Annotated in this window: 21 protein-coding genes; 17 read left to right on the top strand and 4 right to left on the bottom strand. The window is 65.0% G+C overall.

The genetic code is table 11. The features are described 5' to 3' along the window. Positions 1-29 precede the first annotated feature (29 nt). From ACNEOT_RS03075 to ACNEOT_RS03060, 4 genes are all read left to right on the top strand, one after another. Positions 30-1,325 carry an ABC transporter substrate-binding protein gene (locus ACNEOT_RS03075; RefSeq protein ID WP_415972028.1) on the top strand — a complete coding sequence of 432 codons (1,296 nt, stop codon included), beginning with the start codon at positions 30-32 and terminating at the stop codon, positions 1,323-1,325. Continuing rightward, positions 1,322-2,245: a carbohydrate ABC transporter permease gene (locus ACNEOT_RS03070; protein WP_415972027.1), complete on the top strand. Its 924-nt coding sequence runs from the start codon at positions 1,322-1,324 to the stop codon at positions 2,243-2,245. Before ACNEOT_RS03075 ends, ACNEOT_RS03070 begins: the two co-directional genes overlap by 4 nt. Further along, positions 2,242-3,081: a carbohydrate ABC transporter permease gene (locus tag ACNEOT_RS03065; RefSeq protein WP_415972025.1), complete on the top strand. Its 840-nt coding sequence runs from the start codon at positions 2,242-2,244 to the stop codon at positions 3,079-3,081. The genes ACNEOT_RS03070 and ACNEOT_RS03065 overlap by 4 nt, the downstream gene beginning before the upstream one ends. A 119-nt stretch (positions 3,082-3,200) precedes the next feature. Further along, positions 3,201-3,968, top strand: coding sequence for an SDR family NAD(P)-dependent oxidoreductase (locus tag ACNEOT_RS03060; RefSeq protein ID WP_415972023.1), 768 nt, complete (start codon positions 3,201-3,203; stop codon positions 3,966-3,968). A 34-nt stretch (positions 3,969-4,002) separates the two neighbouring features. On the opposite strand, the gene ACNEOT_RS03055 is transcribed toward ACNEOT_RS03060, so the two are convergent. Next, complete coding sequence (locus tag ACNEOT_RS03055) at positions 4,003-5,601, bottom strand: TM0106 family RecB-like putative nuclease (RefSeq protein ID WP_415972022.1); 1,599 nt, start codon at positions 5,599-5,601, stop codon at positions 4,003-4,005. A gap of 107 nt (positions 5,602-5,708) precedes the next feature. Between ACNEOT_RS03055 and ACNEOT_RS03050 the strand changes: the two genes are divergently transcribed. The 9 genes from ACNEOT_RS03050 to ACNEOT_RS03010 all read left to right on the top strand — a co-directional run bounded on the left by ACNEOT_RS03050 (position 5,709) and on the right by ACNEOT_RS03010 (position 13,332). Then, the gene (locus ACNEOT_RS03050) at positions 5,709-6,359 is read left to right on the top strand and encodes a DUF6474 family protein (protein ID WP_415972020.1); all 651 of its coding nucleotides are present in this window, start codon (positions 5,709-5,711) and stop codon (positions 6,357-6,359) included. A 14-nt stretch (positions 6,360-6,373) separates the two neighbouring features. Next, positions 6,374-6,928 carry a hypothetical protein gene (locus tag ACNEOT_RS03045; protein WP_415972019.1) on the top strand — a complete coding sequence of 185 codons (555 nt, stop codon included), beginning with the start codon at positions 6,374-6,376 and terminating at the stop codon, positions 6,926-6,928. 43 nt (positions 6,929-6,971) lie between these two features. Continuing rightward, a complete protein-coding gene (locus tag ACNEOT_RS03040; RefSeq protein WP_415972018.1) occupies positions 6,972-7,652 on the top strand; it encodes a YcnI family protein in 681 nt (226 codons plus the stop codon). Next, entirely contained in the window at positions 7,649-8,173 is a 525-nt protein-coding gene (locus tag ACNEOT_RS03035; protein ID WP_415972016.1) for a copper resistance CopC family protein, read from the top strand. The genes ACNEOT_RS03040 and ACNEOT_RS03035 overlap by 4 nt, the downstream gene beginning before the upstream one ends. Positions 8,174-8,189: 16 nt before the next feature. Continuing rightward, the gene (locus ACNEOT_RS03030) at positions 8,190-9,134 is read left to right on the top strand and encodes a copper resistance D family protein (RefSeq protein WP_415972014.1); all 945 of its coding nucleotides are present in this window, start codon (positions 8,190-8,192) and stop codon (positions 9,132-9,134) included. Between the two features lie 37 nt (positions 9,135-9,171). After that, a complete protein-coding gene (locus ACNEOT_RS03025) occupies positions 9,172-10,356 on the top strand; it encodes a DNA cytosine methyltransferase (protein WP_415972012.1) in 1,185 nt (394 codons plus the stop codon). Next, a complete protein-coding gene (locus ACNEOT_RS03020; RefSeq protein WP_415972010.1) occupies positions 10,340-11,194 on the top strand; it encodes a GIY-YIG nuclease family protein in 855 nt (284 codons plus the stop codon). The genes ACNEOT_RS03025 and ACNEOT_RS03020 overlap by 17 nt, the downstream gene beginning before the upstream one ends. 18 nt (positions 11,195-11,212) lie before the next feature. Continuing rightward, a complete protein-coding gene (locus ACNEOT_RS03015) occupies positions 11,213-12,127 on the top strand; it encodes a LysR family transcriptional regulator (protein WP_415972008.1) in 915 nt (304 codons plus the stop codon). Positions 12,128-12,195: 68 nt separating this feature from the next. Continuing rightward, the gene (locus ACNEOT_RS03010) at positions 12,196-13,332 is read left to right on the top strand and encodes a TDT family transporter (RefSeq protein ID WP_415972007.1); all 1,137 of its coding nucleotides are present in this window, start codon (positions 12,196-12,198) and stop codon (positions 13,330-13,332) included. Here ACNEOT_RS03010 and ACNEOT_RS03005 read toward each other — a convergent pair. Both ACNEOT_RS03005 and ACNEOT_RS03000 read right to left on the bottom strand, forming a co-directional pair. Continuing rightward, positions 13,323-13,673, bottom strand: coding sequence for a VOC family protein (locus tag ACNEOT_RS03005; protein WP_415972005.1), 351 nt, complete (start codon positions 13,671-13,673; stop codon positions 13,323-13,325). The two genes, ACNEOT_RS03010 and ACNEOT_RS03005, sit on opposite strands and share 10 nt — an antisense overlap. Before the next feature lie 89 nt (positions 13,674-13,762). Next, positions 13,763-14,863: a hypothetical protein gene (locus tag ACNEOT_RS03000; protein WP_415972003.1), complete on the bottom strand. Its 1,101-nt coding sequence runs from the start codon at positions 14,861-14,863 to the stop codon at positions 13,763-13,765. 90 nt (positions 14,864-14,953) lie between these two features. On the opposite strand from ACNEOT_RS03000, the gene ACNEOT_RS02995 reads away from it, so the two are divergent. Further along, the gene (locus ACNEOT_RS02995; RefSeq protein ID WP_415972001.1) at positions 14,954-15,199 is read left to right on the top strand and encodes a type II toxin-antitoxin system Phd/YefM family antitoxin; all 246 of its coding nucleotides are present in this window, start codon (positions 14,954-14,956) and stop codon (positions 15,197-15,199) included. Next, the gene (locus ACNEOT_RS02990; RefSeq protein WP_415971999.1) at positions 15,088-15,576 is read left to right on the top strand and encodes a type II toxin-antitoxin system VapC family toxin; all 489 of its coding nucleotides are present in this window, start codon (positions 15,088-15,090) and stop codon (positions 15,574-15,576) included. The genes ACNEOT_RS02995 and ACNEOT_RS02990 overlap by 112 nt, the downstream gene beginning before the upstream one ends. 37 nt (positions 15,577-15,613) lie before the next feature. Here the strand turns inward: ACNEOT_RS02990 and ACNEOT_RS02985 are convergent, their stop codons facing one another. Beyond that, complete coding sequence (locus ACNEOT_RS02985; RefSeq protein WP_415971997.1) at positions 15,614-16,120, bottom strand: WYL domain-containing protein; 507 nt, start codon at positions 16,118-16,120, stop codon at positions 15,614-15,616. Positions 16,121-16,276: 156 nt separating this feature from the next. Here ACNEOT_RS02985 and ACNEOT_RS02980 point away from each other — a divergent pair, with 156 nt between their 5' ends. Together ACNEOT_RS02980 and ACNEOT_RS02975 are read left to right on the top strand one after the other, a co-directional pair. After that, positions 16,277-16,762 carry a MarR family winged helix-turn-helix transcriptional regulator gene (locus ACNEOT_RS02980; protein WP_415971995.1) on the top strand — a complete coding sequence of 162 codons (486 nt, stop codon included), beginning with the start codon at positions 16,277-16,279 and terminating at the stop codon, positions 16,760-16,762. Positions 16,763-16,766: 4 nt separating this feature from the next. Next, positions 16,767-18,743 carry an MDR family MFS transporter gene (locus ACNEOT_RS02975; RefSeq protein WP_415971993.1) on the top strand — a complete coding sequence of 659 codons (1,977 nt, stop codon included), beginning with the start codon at positions 16,767-16,769 and terminating at the stop codon, positions 18,741-18,743. The last annotated feature ends 69 nt before the right edge of the window (positions 18,744-18,812 follow it).

Genomic DNA, 18,812 nt, shown 5'->3' with positions numbered 1-18,812 from the left:
ACTGCCACAGCCGGTGAACGGAGACCCAAATGCCTCTCGATCGTCGCTCGTTTCTGATCGGTTCCGGCGCTGCCGCGGTCCCGCTGCTGTTGGCCGGGTGTGGCTTCGTCAAATCCAGCCCGTCGCAGCAGGCCGAGGGCACGCTCACGTTCACCACGTGGGGCACCGACGCCGAGTTGGCCGGTTTCCGCGCGTCGATCGATGCATTTCAGGCGGCCAACCCGGGGTCGACGATCACCCTCAACGCGGTGCCGTACGAGCAGATGTTCACCAACATCGATGCCCAGCTGCAGGCCGGCAACCCGCCCGATATCTTCCGCGTTCCCTACTACACCTTCGGCGCGTATGCGGGCCGCGGCCAACTGCTCGACCTTTCGCCGCTGTTGGCGTCGGACACGCGTGATCAGTTCACGCCGACGGCGTGGGCCGCGGTGCAGAACGGCGGAATTCCCTACGGACTGCCGCACCACACCGACACATCGTCGATTCTGGTGAACCGAAACCTGTTGTCGCAGGCCGGTATCGACTCGATTCCCACCAGCCTCGACGACGCCTGGACGTGGGACGAGTTGGCGTCGATCGGTGATCGCCTACGTTCCTCGCTGCCGGCCGACAAGTATCCGTGGGCGTACAACTGGCAGGGCAACGGCGTCACCCGCTGGCTGAGCCTGCTGTTCCAGGCCGGGGGCGCTTTCCTCGCCAAGGATCAGAAGACACCGCTGATCGATTCGGACGAGGCGCGCCGGGCCGTCGAATTCTCGTCGTCGTTCTTCTCGAAGGGCTACGTGCCCTCCAACAACACCATCGCGTCGTCGAGTTACGCCAGCGAGGCCTGGTTCTCGCAGTCGGTGGCCATGGTGTGGTCCGGTGCGTTCCAAGTGCCCGACGCCGATGCGACGGCCAGTTTCGATTGGACGGCCACCTTCGCGCCGCGAGATCGCCGGGGCGGCGGCGACTTCGGTGGCAACGCGCTCGTGGCGACCTCGCAGACTTCTCAGCCGGAGCTGGCTGCGTCGTTCCTGGAGTTCGTCACCCAGCAGGAGCAGATGCGGAACTTCTGCAAGGCCGCCTCGCTGTTGCCGACGCGCACCGACCTGCTCAACTCCGACCTCGAATTCGACATCCGCTCGGAACTGGCCCCGATCTTCGCGGCGCAGGCGACCACCGTGGAGCCGCAGGATGCGGCGCAGGTGGCCTCGCCGTCGATGTCGGGAATCATCCCGGTGCTCAAGGAGCAGCTCGATCTCGCTTTCGCGGGTTCGCAGGATGCCGCCGCCACGGTGTCTGCGCTGCAGAGCGGAATTGCCGGAGTGACCGGCGCATGACGGCCACAGTGGTTACCAAGGCCGACCCGGGAACCACGACCAAGCGCGCCGGGGCCAGGAAAGAGGCGTTCGCGGCCGCAGGGTTTCTCGCACCCAGTTACGCATTGCTGGCCGTGTTCGTACTCGTCCCGCTCGTCGCCGCGTTCGTCGTCAGCCTGCAACGGACCGACGGTTTCGGCGCAGGCGAATTCGTCGGTGCCGCGAATTACGCTCGGCTGGTCGATGATCCGCTGTTCTGGCGGGCGCTGGGCAACACGCTGCTGTTCACCGCGTTGGTGACGCCATTGTCGATGTTGTTCGGTCTGATCGCGGCGGTACTGCTCAATTCCGCCCTGCCCGCTCGGCCGCTGTGGCGCTCGCTCGTGATTCTGCCGATGGCGGTCTCGGGCGTCGCGACCGGCCTGATCGGCATACTCGTCTTCGATCAGAACTCGGGCGTGCTCAACAATCTGATCGGATTCCTCGGTCTGCCCGCCATCGATTGGCAGTCCTCACCCGGGCCGGCTTTCGCGTCGATCGTCATCGCCACGGTGTGGTGGCGCACCGGGTTGAACATGCTGATCTACCTGGCCGGCCTTCAAGGTCTCGGCCCTGATCTGTACGAGGCGGCCAGGTTGGACGGCGCGAACGCATTCCAACGCTTCCGGAACGTGACGGTGCCGCTGCTGGGTCCGACGTCCTTCTTCCTGCTGGTGCTCAACGTCATCTACTCGTTCCAGGTGTTCGATCTGGTCTTCGTTCTCACCGGCGGCGGACCGGGCGGGGCGACTTCGGTATTGGTCACCTACGCCTACGAGACGGGCTTCGTCACCCGCGATCAGGGCTATGCGGCGTCGATCGGGATGGTGTTGTTCCTGTTCGCCCTCACGTTCGCCGCCGCGCAGTGGCGGGCGAGCCGAACGAAGGATCTGGTCGAATGAGCAGGCCTGCAAGCGCTTCCGCACGTCGAGCTGTTGTACTGCGCACGGTGATCATCGCCGTCATCGGGCTGATCACCGTCGCCCCGCTGTATTGGATGCTCGCCGTGGCGTTCTCGACCCGCGGCGAGTTGCTGGGCGGTGGAGAACTGCGATTGTGGCCGAGGCAGGTGACGTGGGAGAACTTCACCCGCGTGTTCGACTCGTTCCCCGTGGCGACGTGGCTGGGCAACTCGATCGCCATTGCCGTCGTGGTCACCATCATCACCGTGGCGACGAGCCTACTGGCCGGATATGCGTTCGCACACTTACGCTTTCGCTTCTCCACACCCTTGTTCTTCATTGCGTTGGCGACGTTGGTGCTGCCCGTGCAGGTGATCATGGTGTCGCTGTTTCGCATCGTCGTGGGGCTCGGCCTGTACGGCACGTACTGGGCGGTGATTCTGCCGAGTTCGGCGTCGGCGTTCGGGTTGTTCCTCGCGCGTCAATTCATGCTCGGCATCCCGCGGGAGCTGCTCGAGGCCGCCCGTCTCGACGGTGCAGGCCACTGGCAGATCTTCCGACGCGTCGTGCTGCCTCTGTCGGGACCACTGATCGCGGTACTGGCCTTCATGAGCCTGCTGCAATCGTGGAACGACTTCGCGTGGCCGTTGATCGCACTGCGGGAGAACGAGCTGTTCACGTTGCCCATCGGCCTGCTGTACCTGCAGGGCCAGGCGAACAGCGACTACGGTGCCACTATGGCGTTCGCGCTGATCAACGTCGTGCCGATGGCGTTGCTGTTTCTGGTCTTTCAGAAGTACTTCATCGCCGGATTCGCGCGCAGCGGAATCAAGTAGACCCCTGCCGAAGCAGGGTGCCCGCCGGTAGCTGAGGTCCCCCGCCGGTTATGGTGCAGAACGACTACGAGGTCGCTGCCTGTGCCGCGGCCCATCACCGTGAGCGAAGGGGATCGTACGTGGAGATTTCAGGAACAGCAGCACTCGTCACCGGCGGGGCGTCGGGCCTCGGGGCCGCAACGTCTGCACGTCTGGCCGCCGCGGGCGTCACCGTCTTCGGGCTGGATCTACCGCAGTCCATCGAGCGTGCCGGAGACAACGTCCCTGCCGGCGTGACACTGATTCCGGCCGACGTCACCAGCGAGGCGGAGGTCGAGGCCGCACTGGACACGATCGTGGCATCCGGTGTGCCGCTGCGCATCGTCGTCAACTGTGCCGGTGTGGGCTGGGCGGGCCGCATCCTGTCCAAGAAGGGACCGCACGATCTGGAGCTGTTCCGCACCGTCATCACCATCAACCTGCTCGGTACGTTCAACGTGATGCGTCTGGCCGCGAACCGGATTCAGTCGCAGTCCACCGTGGACGACGCAGGCCAGCGCGGCGTCGTCATCAACACCGCATCGGTCGCGGCGTTCGAGGGACAGATCGGCCAGATCGCGTACACCGCCTCCAAGGGCGGCGTGCATGCGATGACCATCACCGCGGCCCGTGACCTGGCCCAGGTCGGTATCCGCGTGAACACCATCGCTCCCGGCATCGTCGACACCCCGATGCTGGCAGGCGTCACCGAGGAATACCGTCAGGGCCTCGAGGCGTCGGTGCCGTTCCCGTCGCGTCTCGCGCAGCCCACCGAGTACGCGCAGCTGGTGCAGATGATCGCCGAGCACGACTACCTCAACGGCGAGACCATCCGCATGGACGGCGCAATCCGTATGGCTCCGCGCTAGGAGTCGCTCCGTGGCCCCGCCGATCGAGGCGGGGTCACGCGCGGGCGCGTAGGTCCGCCACGGTCGGGATTTCCTTCTCCGCGCGGTCGGACATCCACTCCCGCAACACTTTTGTCGCCAGCACATCGTCCTCGTTGTAGACGAGCAGTCGCTCGCGCTGCGTGAGATCGGGCTCCGCGTCGTATCCGACGGCTTCTCGATACCAGCCCATCGACGCCTCGCCGCCCGCTTCGTCGTCGCGCCACGCGAATCCGGCCACCGGCGCAATCTTCTTCAGTCCCTTGCCGTTCGGGCAGATGAACTGATCGCTCACGGCCTGGTAGATGTCCACCCACTGCTCGCTGTCGATGAACTCGCGGATCTGCGCCTCGGTGGGTACTCCGGGAACGTCGGCGAATCGGCGTGCGGAATCGAGCAACCACTTGTCTTCGGCCTGACGCGAATAGCAATACGCCGCGAAGCTTTTGCCTCGGGCAGCGGCGTCGGCGCGGGTGTCCATCAGCCAGTTCCAGAACACCGCGAACGAGCGGCCCTCGTCGACGGTCGGCAGCGGATCCCAGGTGACGAAGCCGCGATACTTCGGCGACGGCCCGCCGGCTTCGGTGAGCAGCGTGCCCCACAGGTACGCGCCGTGTTCCTGGTAGCTCTCCATGTCCACGTCCACCTCGACGTCCGCGCGATGAACCGAGACGGTCTCCGAGCGCCGCAGCAACGGCACGTCGGCCCGCCAGGCCAGCGCTGCGGATACGGCGTCGTCGAAGTTTCCGAACGGCCATTCCTCGGGAGCAGGTCCGGTCCACTGCGCCAGCTCGTCGATGGTGCGCACGCCCGCGCTGCGCAGCACATCGGCGCGAGAGCCCGACGCGACGAGCGAGACGTCGCGAACCGCCTCGAGCTGGGGCTTGCAGTCGAACCACCAAGCACACGAACGGCATTCGCTGACCTGCGAGGGAACTGTGAACGAGCCGCCGCGAGCAACCGAGAGTCGGTCCGCGAAGCGGACGTCGTACTCATCGAGAATCGTGGAGAGATCGTGCACCAGCATGCACTCGCCGCGGTAGCCCACTGCGCCCCCGATCGGGGTGGCCGTGTTCAGGCCCTCGTGCGCCAGCATGCGATACAGGTGCGCGAGTCGTAGCTGGTCGCGTAACTGACTGCGGACCTTCCTGGTTTCGTCGACGGCCGGAGCCCAGTGCGTCAACGGAGTGGTTCGCGCGCCGCGGCCGGGGTCGGTGACCTTGTGGTTGACCACGATCACCGGGATGTACCCGCCCGACGCGTCGCGCACGAGCAGTTCGCTGCGACCGCGTCGACCGGTGTCACGTTCGAGGGGCAATACCGCGTTCCAGATGCGTGCCACTCCGGCGCGGCACGCCGCGAGGGTGGCGTCGGCGGCATCTCGGGCGGTCGGTTCGTCGATCTCGGTCCACTGCGTCGGATCGGCCACGGCCAGCTGGGCGCGAATGCTCTCTCGATGCGCCTGGGCAGCTTCTCTACGCTGCCGCACCCCAGGATTCTCCGGTTCACCGCGCAGCAACGACCCGTAGGCGGTGTCGAGATAGAGCCGATGCCTGCACCGCGTCAACGATCCGGCATCGAGCAACACAGGCGCTGCCTCTCGTTGACCGTTCACACTGCTAGACACTAGGTCAGCCCTCCGACAGCCCGCGACCGTCGACTGCCTTAGGGTGGGGGTAACGCACCATTTCCGCCTAGCAGCACACGTCAGGAGCCTTGTCGATGGGTTTGTTCCGCAAGCGTAAGGGTCGAGCCACTCGCAAGGCAGAGGCCAAGGCTCTCAAGCACAAGGCCACACTCGAGGCGAAGTTCGGCGCGAAGAACGAGCGCAAGCAGCTCAAAGCAATCGCCAAGGCCCAGCGCAAGCTCAGCGCGGTCGAGGCCAAGTCGCAGAAGAACGTCGAGAAGGCGCAGGTCTCGGCTCTGCGGGCGCAGCAGAAGGCCGCAGCGCAGGGCACACTCAGCGTGGCTCAGATTCGCAAGTACCTCGGCATCGCGCGGCTACTGATACCCGTGCTGGCTCCGATCCTCTACCGCGGTGCGACGGTGGTTCGCGCGCAGCTCGACAATCGCAAGGCGCAGCAGCTGGGTGTGGCTCCCGATCAGCTCAGCGAGTACACCGGCCACGGCGGCAAGCTCAGTGCGCGGATCGCCGGTGCCGAGAAGTCGCTCAGCACCATCGGTGCGCGCCACTCCGATCCGGAGACCAAGAGCTTCGGTGCCGCGATCAGCGAGCGTCTGGACGATCTGACCACCGCTGTCCGCGCGTCCGAGCAGATGCCGCCGGCTCGCCGCAAGACTGCACACGCCGCCATCTCGGCCGAGCTCGACGGCATCGAAGCAGATCTGCTCGCCCGCCTCGGCGTGCGCTGAACCCAGTCCGACAGATGACCGACAGCTCAGCCGCACCGCTTCGCGGCGGAGCTGTCGGTAGCGTCACCGCGGCGCTCGCCGTGGCCGCACACGGTATGGCCGGAGGCGGGTATCCCGACGGTTCCGCCCTCGCCCTGCTGATCGTCCTCAGCATCGGTATCGGTGCCATGACAGCGGTACCGAGACGGTCGACGGTACTGCTCCCGGCCTTGATGGGCGGCCAACTTCTCGCCCACCTCGCGCTGAGTCTGAGCGACATGCCCGGCATGCTGCACAGCCACTCGTTGCTCCCCAGCACAGCGATGATTGCCTTCCACGCGGCCGCATCCGTGGTCGCCGCGCTGTTGATCGCCGCCGCCGAACGCCTCTACGGACCGATCACGTCCATCGTCCGCGCTGTTCTCGCGCTCCTCACTCCCCTGCCCGACGGTTCCGCCGTCGGGCGCGTATCCATGTCCGTTGCGGTTCCGTCGGTGCACGGCACCGCTCTGGACTGGGTCATCTCTCGTCGCGGGCCCCCGATGTCGTTCTGCTCATTCCGCGGGCTCCACTCGCGGTCGGCGTTCTGACCGACATCCTTTTTCGCTACGCCACACAGAAATGACCCAACCCATGAAGAGCTCTCTTTCCCGTGCCCTGTTCGTCTCAGGAGCCACCGTCGGCGCACTGCTGATCGGAGCAGGCGCAGCGTCCGCGCACGTCGTCGTCTCCGCTCCCGACGCCGAGCAGGGCGGCTACTCGGTACTGACGTTCCGCGTTCCCACCGAGTCCGATACCGCCTCGACCAGTTCGGTCAAGGTCACGTTGCCGGGCCTCAACTCTGCTCGTACACAGCCCATCCCGGGCTGGACGTCCACCGTCGAGAAGGACTCTGCGGATCTCGCGGTCTCGGTGACGTGGACGGCGAATCCCGGTGCCGAGGTCGGCCCCGGCCAGTTCCAACAGTTCCTGCTCTCGGCGGGCCCGCTGCCCGAGCAGGAGAGCGTCTCGTTCCCAGCCACACAGACCTACACCGACGGTGAGGTCGTCAACTGGAACGAGCCGATGGCCGAGGACGGCAGCGAGCCCGAATTGCCTGCTCCCACTCTGACTCTCGCCGCAGCAAGTGGCGAGGCGCACGGCAGCACCCACACCGAGTCGACGGATACCACCGAGGCATCGTCGCAGGCGTCCTCTTCCGACAACACGGCCTCGGACAACACTGCTCGCTGGCTCGCCGGCGTCGGACTCGTCCTCGGGGCCATCGGCGCGGGCCTGGGCATCGGCGCGACCATCAGGAGCCGTCGCGCATGAGGGCGCTGGTCGTGTCGGTGATGGCGCTGTTGACGCTGCTCGTCACTGCGCCTCTGGCTTCGGCGCATTCGCAGGTCACCGGATACAGCCCGGCCGACGGATCCTCGCTCGACGCATCCCCCGGGACGGCATCGGTGACGTTCAACGAGGTGCCGCAGTCGCAGTTCGCCACGCTCAACGTCGTCGGGCCCGACGGCAACATCTGGTCGAAGGGCGACGCCCGCATCGAGGGCCAGAGTGTCGTCGTCGATGTCGGTGAGCTGGGACCGATCGGCGAGTACACCCTCGCGTATCGGATCACCTCGGCCGACGGCCATCCGGTGAGCGGTACCGCGACGTTCACGCTGACGCAGGAAGGCTCCGGCACCCCTGGGGCACCGGCCGACGCGTCGAGCAGCTCCGAGGCGTCCGAGGGTTCGTTTCTCGGGGGCTATGGGCACATCGTGTTGATCGTCGTGGCTGTTCTCGCTTTCGCCGGGGCATTGGCATTCGCCCTGCGGAAGCCGAAGAACCAGAAGTAGTACCGACGTGGCTGCGGTGAGTGAGAGAAGCGTTCGGCTCGTGCTCGCCGCCGCAGCTGCGGCGTTTGTGGGGGTAGCGGCGGCGTTCGCGCTGGCGTTCCCCACCTTTCCCGGTGGGTCGTCGTGGCTACGGGTGATCGCGGTGGCGTCGGGGGCGGTGGTGTTGGGATTCGGAGTTCTCGCTGTCCTGGACAGCAATTCCGAGTCTCGACGCCCCGCCGTCGATCCGCTGGTGATGTGGCGCGCCATCGGTTTTCTGTCAGGGCTGTGGGCGGTGGCCGAGTCGGTCCTGCTGGCTGCTGCGGCCGCGGATTCTGCTGGGCGTACCCCACTGACGTTGTCGCCGAGTGCTTTCACCACGTTCGCAACGTCGATTTCCGTGGGTCGTCTCGGTGCGGCGACGGTGCTACTGGCTTTCGCGCTGTGCGCCATCGGGGTGGCCGGGTATCGGCTGGGTGCGAGCTGGTCCCCGGTTCCGGTGATCGTGCTGGCGTCCCTGGCTCTGGTCGCGCGGCCGATCACCGGGCACATGTCGCAGTTCTCGTTCGGTTCCATTGCCGTTGCCGTGCACGTGATGTGCGCGTCGGTGTGGCTCGGTGTACTCGGCGCGATGGCGCTGAGTCTGCGGAGCAAATCCGCATGGGCGACGCTGTTGCCGGTCTATTCGCGAGTCGCGTTCTGGTGCGTCGTCGGGGTCGCGAGCACCGGAGTGCTGGACGCTGTGCTCAAGCTGGACAGCCCCGGTGCCGTGATCGAGACCGGTTACGGCCGAATCGTTCTCGCGAAGATCCTTGTCACGGTGGTTCTGATGGGGCTCGCTCACCGAATTCGCCGGACGTGGTTGCCCTCCGTCGCCGCGCACCGATCGACCGTGGAGCACTCGGTGGGGCGAGCGGCCGGGCACCTGTGCCTGCTGGCGGTCGCGTTCGGCTTGGCGGCGGCGTTGGCGACCACGGCGTAAGGACAAGTCTGTCGGGGCGCTGTACTAGCCTGGGTGCATGCCGAAGTTGACTGTGGTGCCGAGTGGTTCTTCGGCACCTGCGCTCGGTCGGATCCATACGGTCGCGGAGTTCTTCGCCGGTATCGGTTTGGTGCGAATGGGCCTGGAGCAGGCCGGTTTCGAGGTGTCGTGGGCCAATGACATCGAGCGCGACAAGCATCACATGTACCGCCAGCACTTCGGTGACGATGCGGGCCATTTTCAGCTCGGCGATGTTGCGCGTACTCGGGCTGACGATCTGCCCGAGGGCTTGTCGCTGGCGTGGGCGTCGTTTCCGTGCACCGATTTGTCGTTGGCCGGCGGACGGGCCGGTCTCGCGGGCAAGAATTCCTCGACGTTTCGGCATTTCACCCGGGTGCTGAGCGAACTCGGTGATGCGCGCCCCGAGGTGGTCGCATTGGAGAACGTCGTCGGATTGGCCACCAGTCACGGTGGGGACGATCTGGCGGCGGCGGTCCGTGAGCTCAACGAGCTCGGCTACTCGGTCGATGTGCTCACCATCGATGCTCGACGCTTCGTCCCGCAGTCGCGTCCGCGTCTGTTCCTTGTCGGTGCGCAGAATCCCCCCGAGGATGCCCGCGATCCCAACAGTGAGCTTCGGCCGGATTGGCTGCAGGCGGTGTACGGCGATTCGACATTGCTGACGCATCGGGCTCCGCTGCCGAGTCCGCCCATTCCGTTGACCAGTGGTCTCGGTGATCTGGTCGAGCGTATGGACTACCGCGACGAGCGGTGGTGGGATGCCGACCGCACCGCGGCGTTCGTGGCGTCACTGTCGCCGATTCAGTTGCAGCGCATCGAGATTCTGAAGAAAGCCCGCAAGGTCAGCTACCGCACTGCCTACCGTCGCACTCGCAACGGCGTCGCGGTCTGGGAGGCTCGCCCCGACGACATCTCCGGCTGCCTACGCACCGCACGTGGCGGTTCGTCCAAGCAAGCAGTGGTCAAGATGGGCAACGGTCGCCTTCAAGTGCGCTGGATGACGCCTCTCGAATACGCCCGCCTGATGGGTGCCGGCGAGTACACCCTCGACGGTCTGCGAAACAACCAGGCGCTCTTCGGTTTCGGCGATGCGGTGTGCGTTCCCGTGGTCGCCTGGCTTGCCGAGCACTACCTGATGCCCCTCGTCACCGGGACGCTGAGTTCACCGAATACGGCTGCGACACATGTCCAGTCACGGTAAGTCCTCTCTACGTGCGTCGGCCGTAGCGCCGCGCAAAAGCACTCTGCCCGCGGACGATGTGCAGTCCTTTCGCACCGCGCTGCGAGAAGTGTTGAGCGAGAGGGACGATCAGGGCCGGGTGTGGTCGGCGGCCAAGTGGGGCGTGTACGCCTTCTACGATTACGACGGCGAGCCGATCTACGTGGGGCAGACCAAGGAGAAGCTCAGCGTCCGGGTGCAGCGACACCTCACGAACCAGCGAACCGACGCCGTTGCGATGCGCGTGCTCGACGTGTTCGAGGTCGCGGAGATCGAGATCTGGCCGCTGTGGCAGTACGAGGACCTCAAGAAGTCCGACGGCGCAGAGCAATTCCGTGCGGCCGAGCGTGATCTGAATGCGCACGAGTACACGGCGTACCTCGAGGCCATCGACAAGTCGCGGCACAAGGCGATCCTCAACGAGAAGATTCCGCCGGTCTCGGAGCCCATCGCACTCCCCGCGTCGCTGCGTCGATCGTTGATCTCCGAGCAGACCCGCCGCGAGCGGGGCCACCCCGACATCCGCATCGCCCGCCGCGCCGAGACCATCTCGCGGCTGGCTGCCGTCACTCGCGAACGCGGTGAGGTCTCCGAGGGTCTACGACGCGTCCTCGTGGTCCAGGCGGTGCGCCTGGCCTACCTGTCGGCCGAGCGCCTCGCTTTCGTCGAGGGACATCCCATTCCCGATCCCGCCGCGATCGACGTCACCGCGCTGGTGGGTTCGGTGCTGCACGAGCGCGATTCCGGTGTCGATGCCGAGAGCGACGGCGACCCGGACACCGAGCCCGAGGGCGAGCTGGACCTGTTCAGCGACTACTGACGAAAGTAGGCTCGCCCTGTGCCGCTTCCCCCTCATGTCGCCGATCTCACCAGCATCGACCTGCTGCTGTCGGTGGCCGAGCTCGGCAGCATCGGGCGAGCGGGTCGGGCTCACGGCATGTCGCAGCCGGCCGCCAGTGCACGCATTCGCGCACTGGAACGGCGCGTAGGCGCTCCTCTGTTGCAACGCGGGGCGCGTGGAACGGTACTGACCGAACTCGGTGAGCTCGTGGCGAGTTGGGCGGCGCCGGTCGTCCGGTCGGCACAGGACTTGGCGACGGCCATCGCCACGCTGCATGCCGAACGCATCGGCCAACTGAAGATCGCGGCGAGTCAGACTGTCGCAGAATATCTTTTGCCGCGTTGGCTGGTCACGCTCCACTCGAACCTCCCTGACATCGTTCCGTCGCTGAGCTCGGGCAACTCGTCGGTCGTCGCCGAGAAAGTGTCGGCGGGAGCTGCAGACATCGGTTTCATCGAAAGCCCGAATGTTCCTGCAGCTCTACAACATCGGACAGTTGCCATCGACGAACTGGTGCTCGTGGTGGCACCGGGGCACTCCTGGACGGCAACTCCACCGTCCGCTGCCGATATCGTCGCCACTGCCCTGGTCACCCGCGAACCCGGGTCAGGAACGCGCTCGGCGTACGAAAGCGCGCTGGCTGCAGCGGGTCTCGGACAGCCGGTGTCGCCGCTCCTCGAGGTGTCGTCGACGACGGCGATCAAGTCGGCAGTCGGGGCAGGAATCGGCGGTGCCGTTCTGAGCTCACTGGCCGTCGCCCCCGAGTTGGCCGTGGGCACTCTGATTCGCGTGCCGATCCCAGGACTCACCCTGCGCCGAGAGCTGAAGGCGATCTGGCCGTCCGGCCGCGCGCCCAGCGGCCCGGCCGCGGGACTGCTCACTGTCGCAGCACAGATCCACCCTCAGCCATAACCCTGAGTTATGAGTGAGGGCTGAATCGGTACCTACCGGACAGGCGCGGAAACAAGCACGCTGAAGACATGACCGTGACCGAACCAGCACCAGTGACGACCCAGCCTGTTGCGCGCAACCAGAAATTCGCGCACATCACCCCGAACTGGTTCGCAGCGGTGATGGGGACCGGCATCGTGGCCACCGCAGGCGCGACGTTGCCCGTCCAGTTCTCCGCGCTGCACGTGTTCGCCGTTGCGGTGTGGGTGATTGCAGCTACCGCCCTGTTCGTGATCGGCGGAGCGTTCGCACTGCACTGGACCGGGCACCGCGACCAGGCCGTCGCCTACGCCCGGCACCCGGTGATGGTGCAGTTCTACGGCGCTCCGCCCATGGCGTTGCTCACCGTCGGTGCAGGGGCAGGTCTTCTCGGATCGGATCTGCTCGGACCGACCGCAGCGACGGCTCTGTTCGCCGCTCTGTGGATCGCCGGAACGGTGACCGGTCTCGCCACGAGCGTCGCCGTTCCCTTCCGCATGATCACATCCGCTCACCGGGAGCAGGTCACGGCACTACCCGCGTGGTTGATGCCCGTCGTTCCGCCGATGGTCTCGGCGTCGACCGGAGCGTTGCTGCTTTCGCATCTGCCCGAGGGCCAGTGGCGGCTGGCGCTGCTGTGCGCGTGTTACGCGATGTTCGGCCTGTCGTTGATCGTCGGGATGATCACGCTGACCCTGATCTACGGGCGTCTGCTGCACGGCGGTCTGCCGCCCGTCGACGCGACACCGACGGTGTGGATCACGCTGGGGTTGATCGGCCAGTCGATCACCGCGGCGAACCTACTCGGCACCGATGCATCCTCGGTATTCACCGGCTCCCAATCGTCGATCGCCGTCGGGCTCCATGTTTTCGGCATCGGCTACGGGCTGGTCATGGGCGGCTTCGGAATGCTCATGTTCGCCCTTGCAACGGCTCTCACCGTGCACGCGGCGCGTCGGAACCTGGGATTCTCGCTGACGTGGTGGTCGTTCACGTTTCCCATCGGCACCTGCGTCACCGGAGCCACCGCGCTGGGGCACGCGCTGGGGCACGCGCTGGAGTTCGGCGCAATACAGGCACTGGCCGTTGCCCTGTACGTCCTACTCGTCGCCGCCTGGTTCACCGTGGCCGCCCGCACCCTCAGAGGTGTTCGGCGCGCAGAGTTGCCGGCTCCCCATCACAGGTGAGAGAGCACGTTCACCACGTTGCCGTCGGCGTCGCGGAAGAAGAATCGACGCGCGCCCCACTCCTCGTTCGTGATCTCGTAGACGATCTCGAGTTCGGCGTCCATCGCTGCCCGGTACGCCGCGTCCACGTCGTCCACCTCGATCGACGCCGACGGATTGACCGGTCCGGTGGGGTCGGTGGTGATCAGGCTGAGCTGCGCCGCACTGTCACCCGACGGCGCGAGCGTGGCGATCCAACCGTGATTCATCACCACCTCCATGCCGGTGACCTGGACGTACTTGTCCAGCGCCGCATCGAGATCGGCGACCGTGAGAAGGGGCATCGCGCGTACAACGTCCATGCCCGGACTGTATGGCGAAAAGCGTCCCCGCGGGGACGTCCGTTCTCTCCGCTTCACTGTCGCAGATTGCAATACCACCTTCGGCCTGCTCATGCAGCACGCTCTGAACGACGCAGACGATCACGATCGAGCGCCTCGAGCAGCATGGGTGCCAGAGGGTCAGGTACGCAGAACTTGTCGTTCACCTTGACGAGCAATCCGAGGTCGAACATCGACATGAACCGGAGTGTCGCGACGGTCTGAATCAACTTACTGTCCGACATCGTTCCCAGGACGACACCGTCGGATTCCCCTACCGGATCACCGACGAGGCTGCGCACGAGCACGGTGGTCGCCAACGCCGAGCCTGCCACGAGCTCGGACTGCACGGAATCATCGCCGGAGTCGTACACAGGCGTCAAGCAGGATCCGTACGCCTCGACCACGGCGGCGCGAGTTCGGTCTGCACTCGGAGACACCACCCAAGCACCGGCTTCGGGTCCGCGGGTGTAATTCTGGCCCGAGTTCTCGAGAACACCGACCCTACAGGCGGTATCCAACACCGATCGATAACTCACCATCGCCATGAAGTCCGGTTGTGTAGCGACACTGTCGAAACCGGGAATCCCAAGCGCAGCAACGACTTCGGACGAGTCGTCCCAGTAGTCGATGCGAGCCGATGGCGCGCCTCGCTCGGTCGCAGCCCACGTGGCCAAACGCTGCAGGAGTGAGACGACTACCGGCGTACTCAGCGGGCTTGCGCGCCCCGGCGACACCGGAGAACTGGGCACCGGTGGAAATGCAGTCAGATCACCGATCTCCCTCGAAATCTCTTCGTTCTGCGATGGCGACAATCGCTCAGCAATGACGAACCGACCGAACAGATCGATGGCGCAGCGGATCTCGTCGCGCTCTCTCGGCGACTGTTCACACTCGTCGAAGTCGAAGTCGAAGTACTCGTGATCATCGAGACAGAACATGTCGATCGGGAAATCTGCGCCGTACACGCTCACGTTCCGCTCGCGGACCGACCGATCGACTGTCATCGCTGCCGCCAAAGCCGTCAACTGGTCTGTGGCCCAGCTTTTCTCGATCAGCCAATCGGAGAATTGGAGAAGGATGGTCGGCCAGAAAAGGGCTTCCCTTTCACGCGGAGCTCGTATGTAGGCCTCGCGACTGGTCTTTCTGCTGCGCGATCTGCGGTTGCTCATGATGTCCCCCCGGATGTGTGTGGTCGAGAGAGTAGGCGAGGGGTACGACAAACCCCGAACTCCGAGTAGCACAAGTGCTACCCTTTCGATATGGAGTCCATCGGACTGAAAGAGCTTCGGCAGCACGCGTCCGACCACGTCAAGCGCGCGGAGGCCGGCGAGTCGCTGCTGATCACGGTCGCAGGACGACCGAGCGCCTTGTTGGGTCCGGCAGAGCGAAAGCAATGGAAGACGTTCGACGACGTAGCCGATGTCTTCGACTCGGAACACGACCCGACCCTTGCGGGCGATCTGATCGACATCGGCGACTCGATGAAGGACCCATGGCAGCGATGAGGACGGTGCTCGACACCAGCGTCCTCATAGGAGACTCACTCGATCGCATCGAGGGAGAAGTTGCGATCAGTGCGATCAGCCTGGCAGAACTTCACTTCGGAGTGTTGGTTGCTCACACGTCCGAACAGCGCGCCCTGAGACTTCAGCGATTGGTTGCGGTCGAGCGCCGTTTCGAACCACTTGCAGTGGATGCCAACGTTGCCCGAAGCTATGGTCGGCTGGCCGCGGCAGTTCGAGAAGGCGGCCGCCGCCCACAGGCGAGGGCTCTGGACTTGATGATCGCGGCAACCGCACACGCCCACGATGCTCGCCTGATGACCCGCAATGCGGAGGAGCTTCGGGGCATCGAAGAACTGGTCGAGATCCACAGCCTTTGAAGCCATCGAGTCGTTCACCCAGCGTTCCGGTCGGCAGTCATGTGTCCGGGGGTGAGTGTCTTTCAGCCAGGACCGTAGCGAGCTGACCGATACGTTTGCGAGCTGCCTCCGGCGCGAGTATCTCGATGTGGTCGCCGAACTGAAGGAGCTGACGCACTGACTCGATATCGGGGTAGCGGACGATGACGGTGCACCAGCCGTCTTCTGCGTCGGAGACATCGTGGATGCGGTTGCCCAGTATCCGCCGCGCCAAGTCGAGGCCATTTTCCGGCAGGCGGACGGTGACGCTCACGCGACCTCGCTTCTCGGTGCGTTCCTTCAACGCGGCCCATCTGGTGCGGAGGGTTTCGTTTGCTCGGAGAGCGGCTGGCTCGTCGAATTGTTCGTAGGCCGAGAGTCGTTCGAGAGCGAACAGCCGGACGTCCCCCTGGTCGTCGGCGACGAGATACCAACGGCCTGATTTCGCCACGATCCCGTACGGGTCGAAAGGGCCGGGATCGGCTCCCCTAGTTTCGGGTTTCCGACTGCGATCGGAGGCATACATCCACATCCGAGGAGCCGTTCCCCTCCTCGGACCCGGCCTGAACCCGGCAGCTCCAACCCTGTGATCCACGAGACAGGAATATTATTTGCTTAGCGCATGTATGTATATATATGGTTGCAGACAGCAAGTAAATAGGAACTCATCGTTGGAGTACTCATGGCAGTTCGATCCACGACAGCGGAATCGCTGGTCGAAGAGGTCTTCCTTTTCGGGCGAACGCTGAAGCAGGCCGTGACCACCGGAGTCGAGGATTCACCACTGCCGCAGGCGCTGACCGGGGTTCTGACCATCCTGGCGACGGAGGGTGAGTGCAGGCAAACCGACCTCGCCAGCAGGCTCTGCGTCAGCCAGTCTGCCCTCAGCCGGCAGATCGCGGACCTCGTCGACCTCGGCTACATCGATCGACATGCCGATCCCGACGACCGAAGAGCGTCGAGGGTCTGTGTGTCGGACGACGGTCAGGTTCGACTGAAACAAATTTGGGACAAACGCGCACGTCGCCTGGCAGAGATGTTGAGCGGCTGGAGCGAGACCGAGGCACTCGATGCACTGGACTCGATCCGCAAACTGAACGACACCTTCACCGAAGACGCCCACGCTCAACACCAGGACGTGGCCCGCCTTGAATCGATTGCGAGATAAAGACATGACAACATCTGCGGAAACTCCGCCCAATCAGGCAGTCGTCGATCCCGACGCGATGTCGCACCGCCAGATCCTCGAAGCCCTCACCGGCCTGCTGGCCGCGCTGTTCACTGCGCTGCTGAGCACCACCATCGTTTCGACGGCGCTGCCCACCATCATCGGTGATCTGAAAGGCTCGCAGACCGCGTATGCCTGGGTCATCACCACGGCACTGCTGGCAAACGCCGCATCCACGCCCATCTGGGGCAAGCTCGCCGACCTGTTCAACAAGAAGGTGTTGGTTCAGAGCGCGATCGTCATCTTCGTCGCGGGCTCGCTGATCGCCGGCTTCGCGCACAACGTGCCGCTGCTGCTCGCTGCGCGTGTGGTGCAGGGCATCGGCATGGGTGGCCTGACGGCTCTCGTCATCGCCATCATCGGAACCATCGTCTCCCCGCGTGATCGCGGTCGCTACTCCGGTTACACCGGTGCCGTCATGGCCGTGTCGATGTCCGGTGGCCCGATCCTCGGTGGCGTCATCGTCGACAGCCCTCTCGGCTGGCGCTGGTGCTTCTTCGTCTGCGTGCCGCTGGCAGTTGTCGCCCTCGGCCTGCTGCAGAAGACACTGCACATCAAGACCGTCCGCAAGGACAACGTCTCCATCGACTGGCTCGGTGCGCTCCTGCTCACCGCAGGCGTTTCCGTTCTCCTCGTGTGGGTTTCGTTCGCCGGCAAGGCCGACTACTACGCCTGGATCTCCCGTGAGACTGCCTACCTGGTGGGCGGCGGAGTTCTGCTGCTCGCCGCGACGATCATCGTCGAGGCTCGGCACAAGTCGCCGATCATCCCGCTCAAGATCGTCACCGAGCGCACCACCGGACTGGCCATCATCGCCTCGATCGCCGTCGGTGTCGGCCTCTTCGGAGCCACCACCTTCCTCGGCCAGTACTTCCAGACCGCTCGCGGCTACTCCCCCACCGAAGCCGGATTGCTCTCCATCCCACTGGTATTCGGCATGCTCGTCGCCTCCGTCGGCTCGGGTCAGCTCATCACCAAGTTCGGAAAGTGGAAGCCGTTCATCGTCACCGGTTCCGTCCTTCTGGTCGTCGGCTTCCTGCTCCTGGGCACCATCGACCACGCCACCAGCCTGGTGACGGTCGGAATCTTCATCACCATCGTCGGACTCGGTACCGGCATGCTGATGCAGAATCTCGTTCTCGCAGTACAGAACACGGTCAGTGTGCAGAACGTCGGTGCAGCATCGTCGACGGTTGCGTTCTTCCGAACCTTCGGCGGCGCCATCGGCGTCTCGGTTCTCGGTTCACTGTTGGCCACTCGCGTCGCCGACAAGTCAGCAGCGGGACTCGCGCAGCTCGGGGTCGACAGCTCGGCCAGCGGCGGTGGATCACTCGATCTCACCGCGCTGCCCGAACCGATCGTCAACGTCATCCGCACCGCCTACGGTGACGCGACCGGACGCATCTTCCTCATCGCAGGATTCGTTGCGATCGTGACGCTCGTTGCGGTCGTCTTCATCCCGAACCGCCCGCTGCGCCAGACGATCGACATCGCCTCGACCCCGGCGCAAGGACCTGTAAACGAGCCAGCGGACCAACTCGCCGAGATCCCGTCTTTCGGTGCTACTCAGGATTACGTCTCCGCGGAGCGCGGTACCGAGGGTCGGCACGAGGCTCAGCCAGGACAACGCCCCTTCGAGGGTCTGAGCACCGATGCACGTGATCGACTGCTCGCTCTGCTGTTGCCCGAGCCGAAGGACACGTTGGCCGCATTGGACGAGGCCGAGACCATCCGCGCCGAAGTGATCGCACTGCAGCAGGAACTCGATGCGAAGATGCTCGACTTCGATGCCGTGTGCGAGAGGCTTCGCCGTCTGGGACTCAGCGAGCAGCAGATCGCTCGAGTGCTGGGAGACAACCACATCCCCGACAGCCACAACGACTACGCACACGCAGGACTGAACGGACACAGCGTCAACTAGGCCCAGCACCACGAGAGATTCCCCGCACCCCACCAGGAGTGCGGGGAATTTTCGTTCTCTATGCTCGAA

The sequence above is a fragment of the Rhodococcus sp. 077-4 genome (genome assembly GCF_047782425.1).
In the GTDB taxonomy this organism is placed as follows: domain Bacteria; phylum Actinomycetota; class Actinomycetes; order Mycobacteriales; family Mycobacteriaceae; genus Rhodococcoides.
Note: the sequence above shows the minus strand (reverse complement) of the source record. Positions and strands in the feature narration are given on the sequence as shown.

Excerpts from the sequence above, each read along its gene's own strand:
- ACNEOT_RS02975 (WP_415971993.1), top strand. The coding sequence starts at position 16,767 with ATGACAACATCTGCGGAAACTCCGCCCAATCAGGCAGTCGTCGATCCC.
- ACNEOT_RS03035 (WP_415972016.1), top strand. The coding sequence starts at position 7,649 with ATGAGGGCGCTGGTCGTGTCGGTGATGGCGCTGTTGACGCTGCTCGTC.
- ACNEOT_RS03070 (WP_415972027.1), top strand. The coding sequence starts at position 1,322 with ATGACGGCCACAGTGGTTACCAAGGCCGACCCGGGAACCACGACCAAG.
- ACNEOT_RS02980 (WP_415971995.1), top strand. The coding sequence starts at position 16,277 with ATGGCAGTTCGATCCACGACAGCGGAATCGCTGGTCGAAGAGGTCTTC.
- ACNEOT_RS03025 (WP_415972012.1), top strand. The coding sequence starts at position 9,172 with ATGCCGAAGTTGACTGTGGTGCCGAGTGGTTCTTCGGCACCTGCGCTC.
- ACNEOT_RS03045 (WP_415972019.1), top strand. The coding sequence starts at position 6,374 with ATGACCGACAGCTCAGCCGCACCGCTTCGCGGCGGAGCTGTCGGTAGC.
- ACNEOT_RS03075 (WP_415972028.1), top strand. The coding sequence starts at position 30 with ATGCCTCTCGATCGTCGCTCGTTTCTGATCGGTTCCGGCGCTGCCGCG.
- ACNEOT_RS02990 (WP_415971999.1), top strand. The coding sequence starts at position 15,088 with ATGGAAGACGTTCGACGACGTAGCCGATGTCTTCGACTCGGAACACGA.
- ACNEOT_RS03040 (WP_415972018.1), top strand. The coding sequence starts at position 6,972 with ATGAAGAGCTCTCTTTCCCGTGCCCTGTTCGTCTCAGGAGCCACCGTC.
- ACNEOT_RS03020 (WP_415972010.1), top strand. The coding sequence starts at position 10,340 with ATGTCCAGTCACGGTAAGTCCTCTCTACGTGCGTCGGCCGTAGCGCCG.
- ACNEOT_RS03005 (WP_415972005.1), bottom strand. The coding sequence starts at position 13,673 with ATGGACGTTGTACGCGCGATGCCCCTTCTCACGGTCGCCGATCTCGAT.
- ACNEOT_RS02995 (WP_415972001.1), top strand. The coding sequence starts at position 14,954 with ATGGAGTCCATCGGACTGAAAGAGCTTCGGCAGCACGCGTCCGACCAC.
- ACNEOT_RS03065 (WP_415972025.1), top strand. The coding sequence starts at position 2,242 with ATGAGCAGGCCTGCAAGCGCTTCCGCACGTCGAGCTGTTGTACTGCGC.
- ACNEOT_RS02985 (WP_415971997.1), bottom strand. The coding sequence starts at position 16,120 with ATGTATGCCTCCGATCGCAGTCGGAAACCCGAAACTAGGGGAGCCGAT.
- ACNEOT_RS03050 (WP_415972020.1), top strand. The coding sequence starts at position 5,709 with ATGGGTTTGTTCCGCAAGCGTAAGGGTCGAGCCACTCGCAAGGCAGAG.
- ACNEOT_RS03010 (WP_415972007.1), top strand. The coding sequence starts at position 12,196 with ATGACCGTGACCGAACCAGCACCAGTGACGACCCAGCCTGTTGCGCGC.
- ACNEOT_RS03000 (WP_415972003.1), bottom strand. The coding sequence starts at position 14,863 with ATGAGCAACCGCAGATCGCGCAGCAGAAAGACCAGTCGCGAGGCCTAC.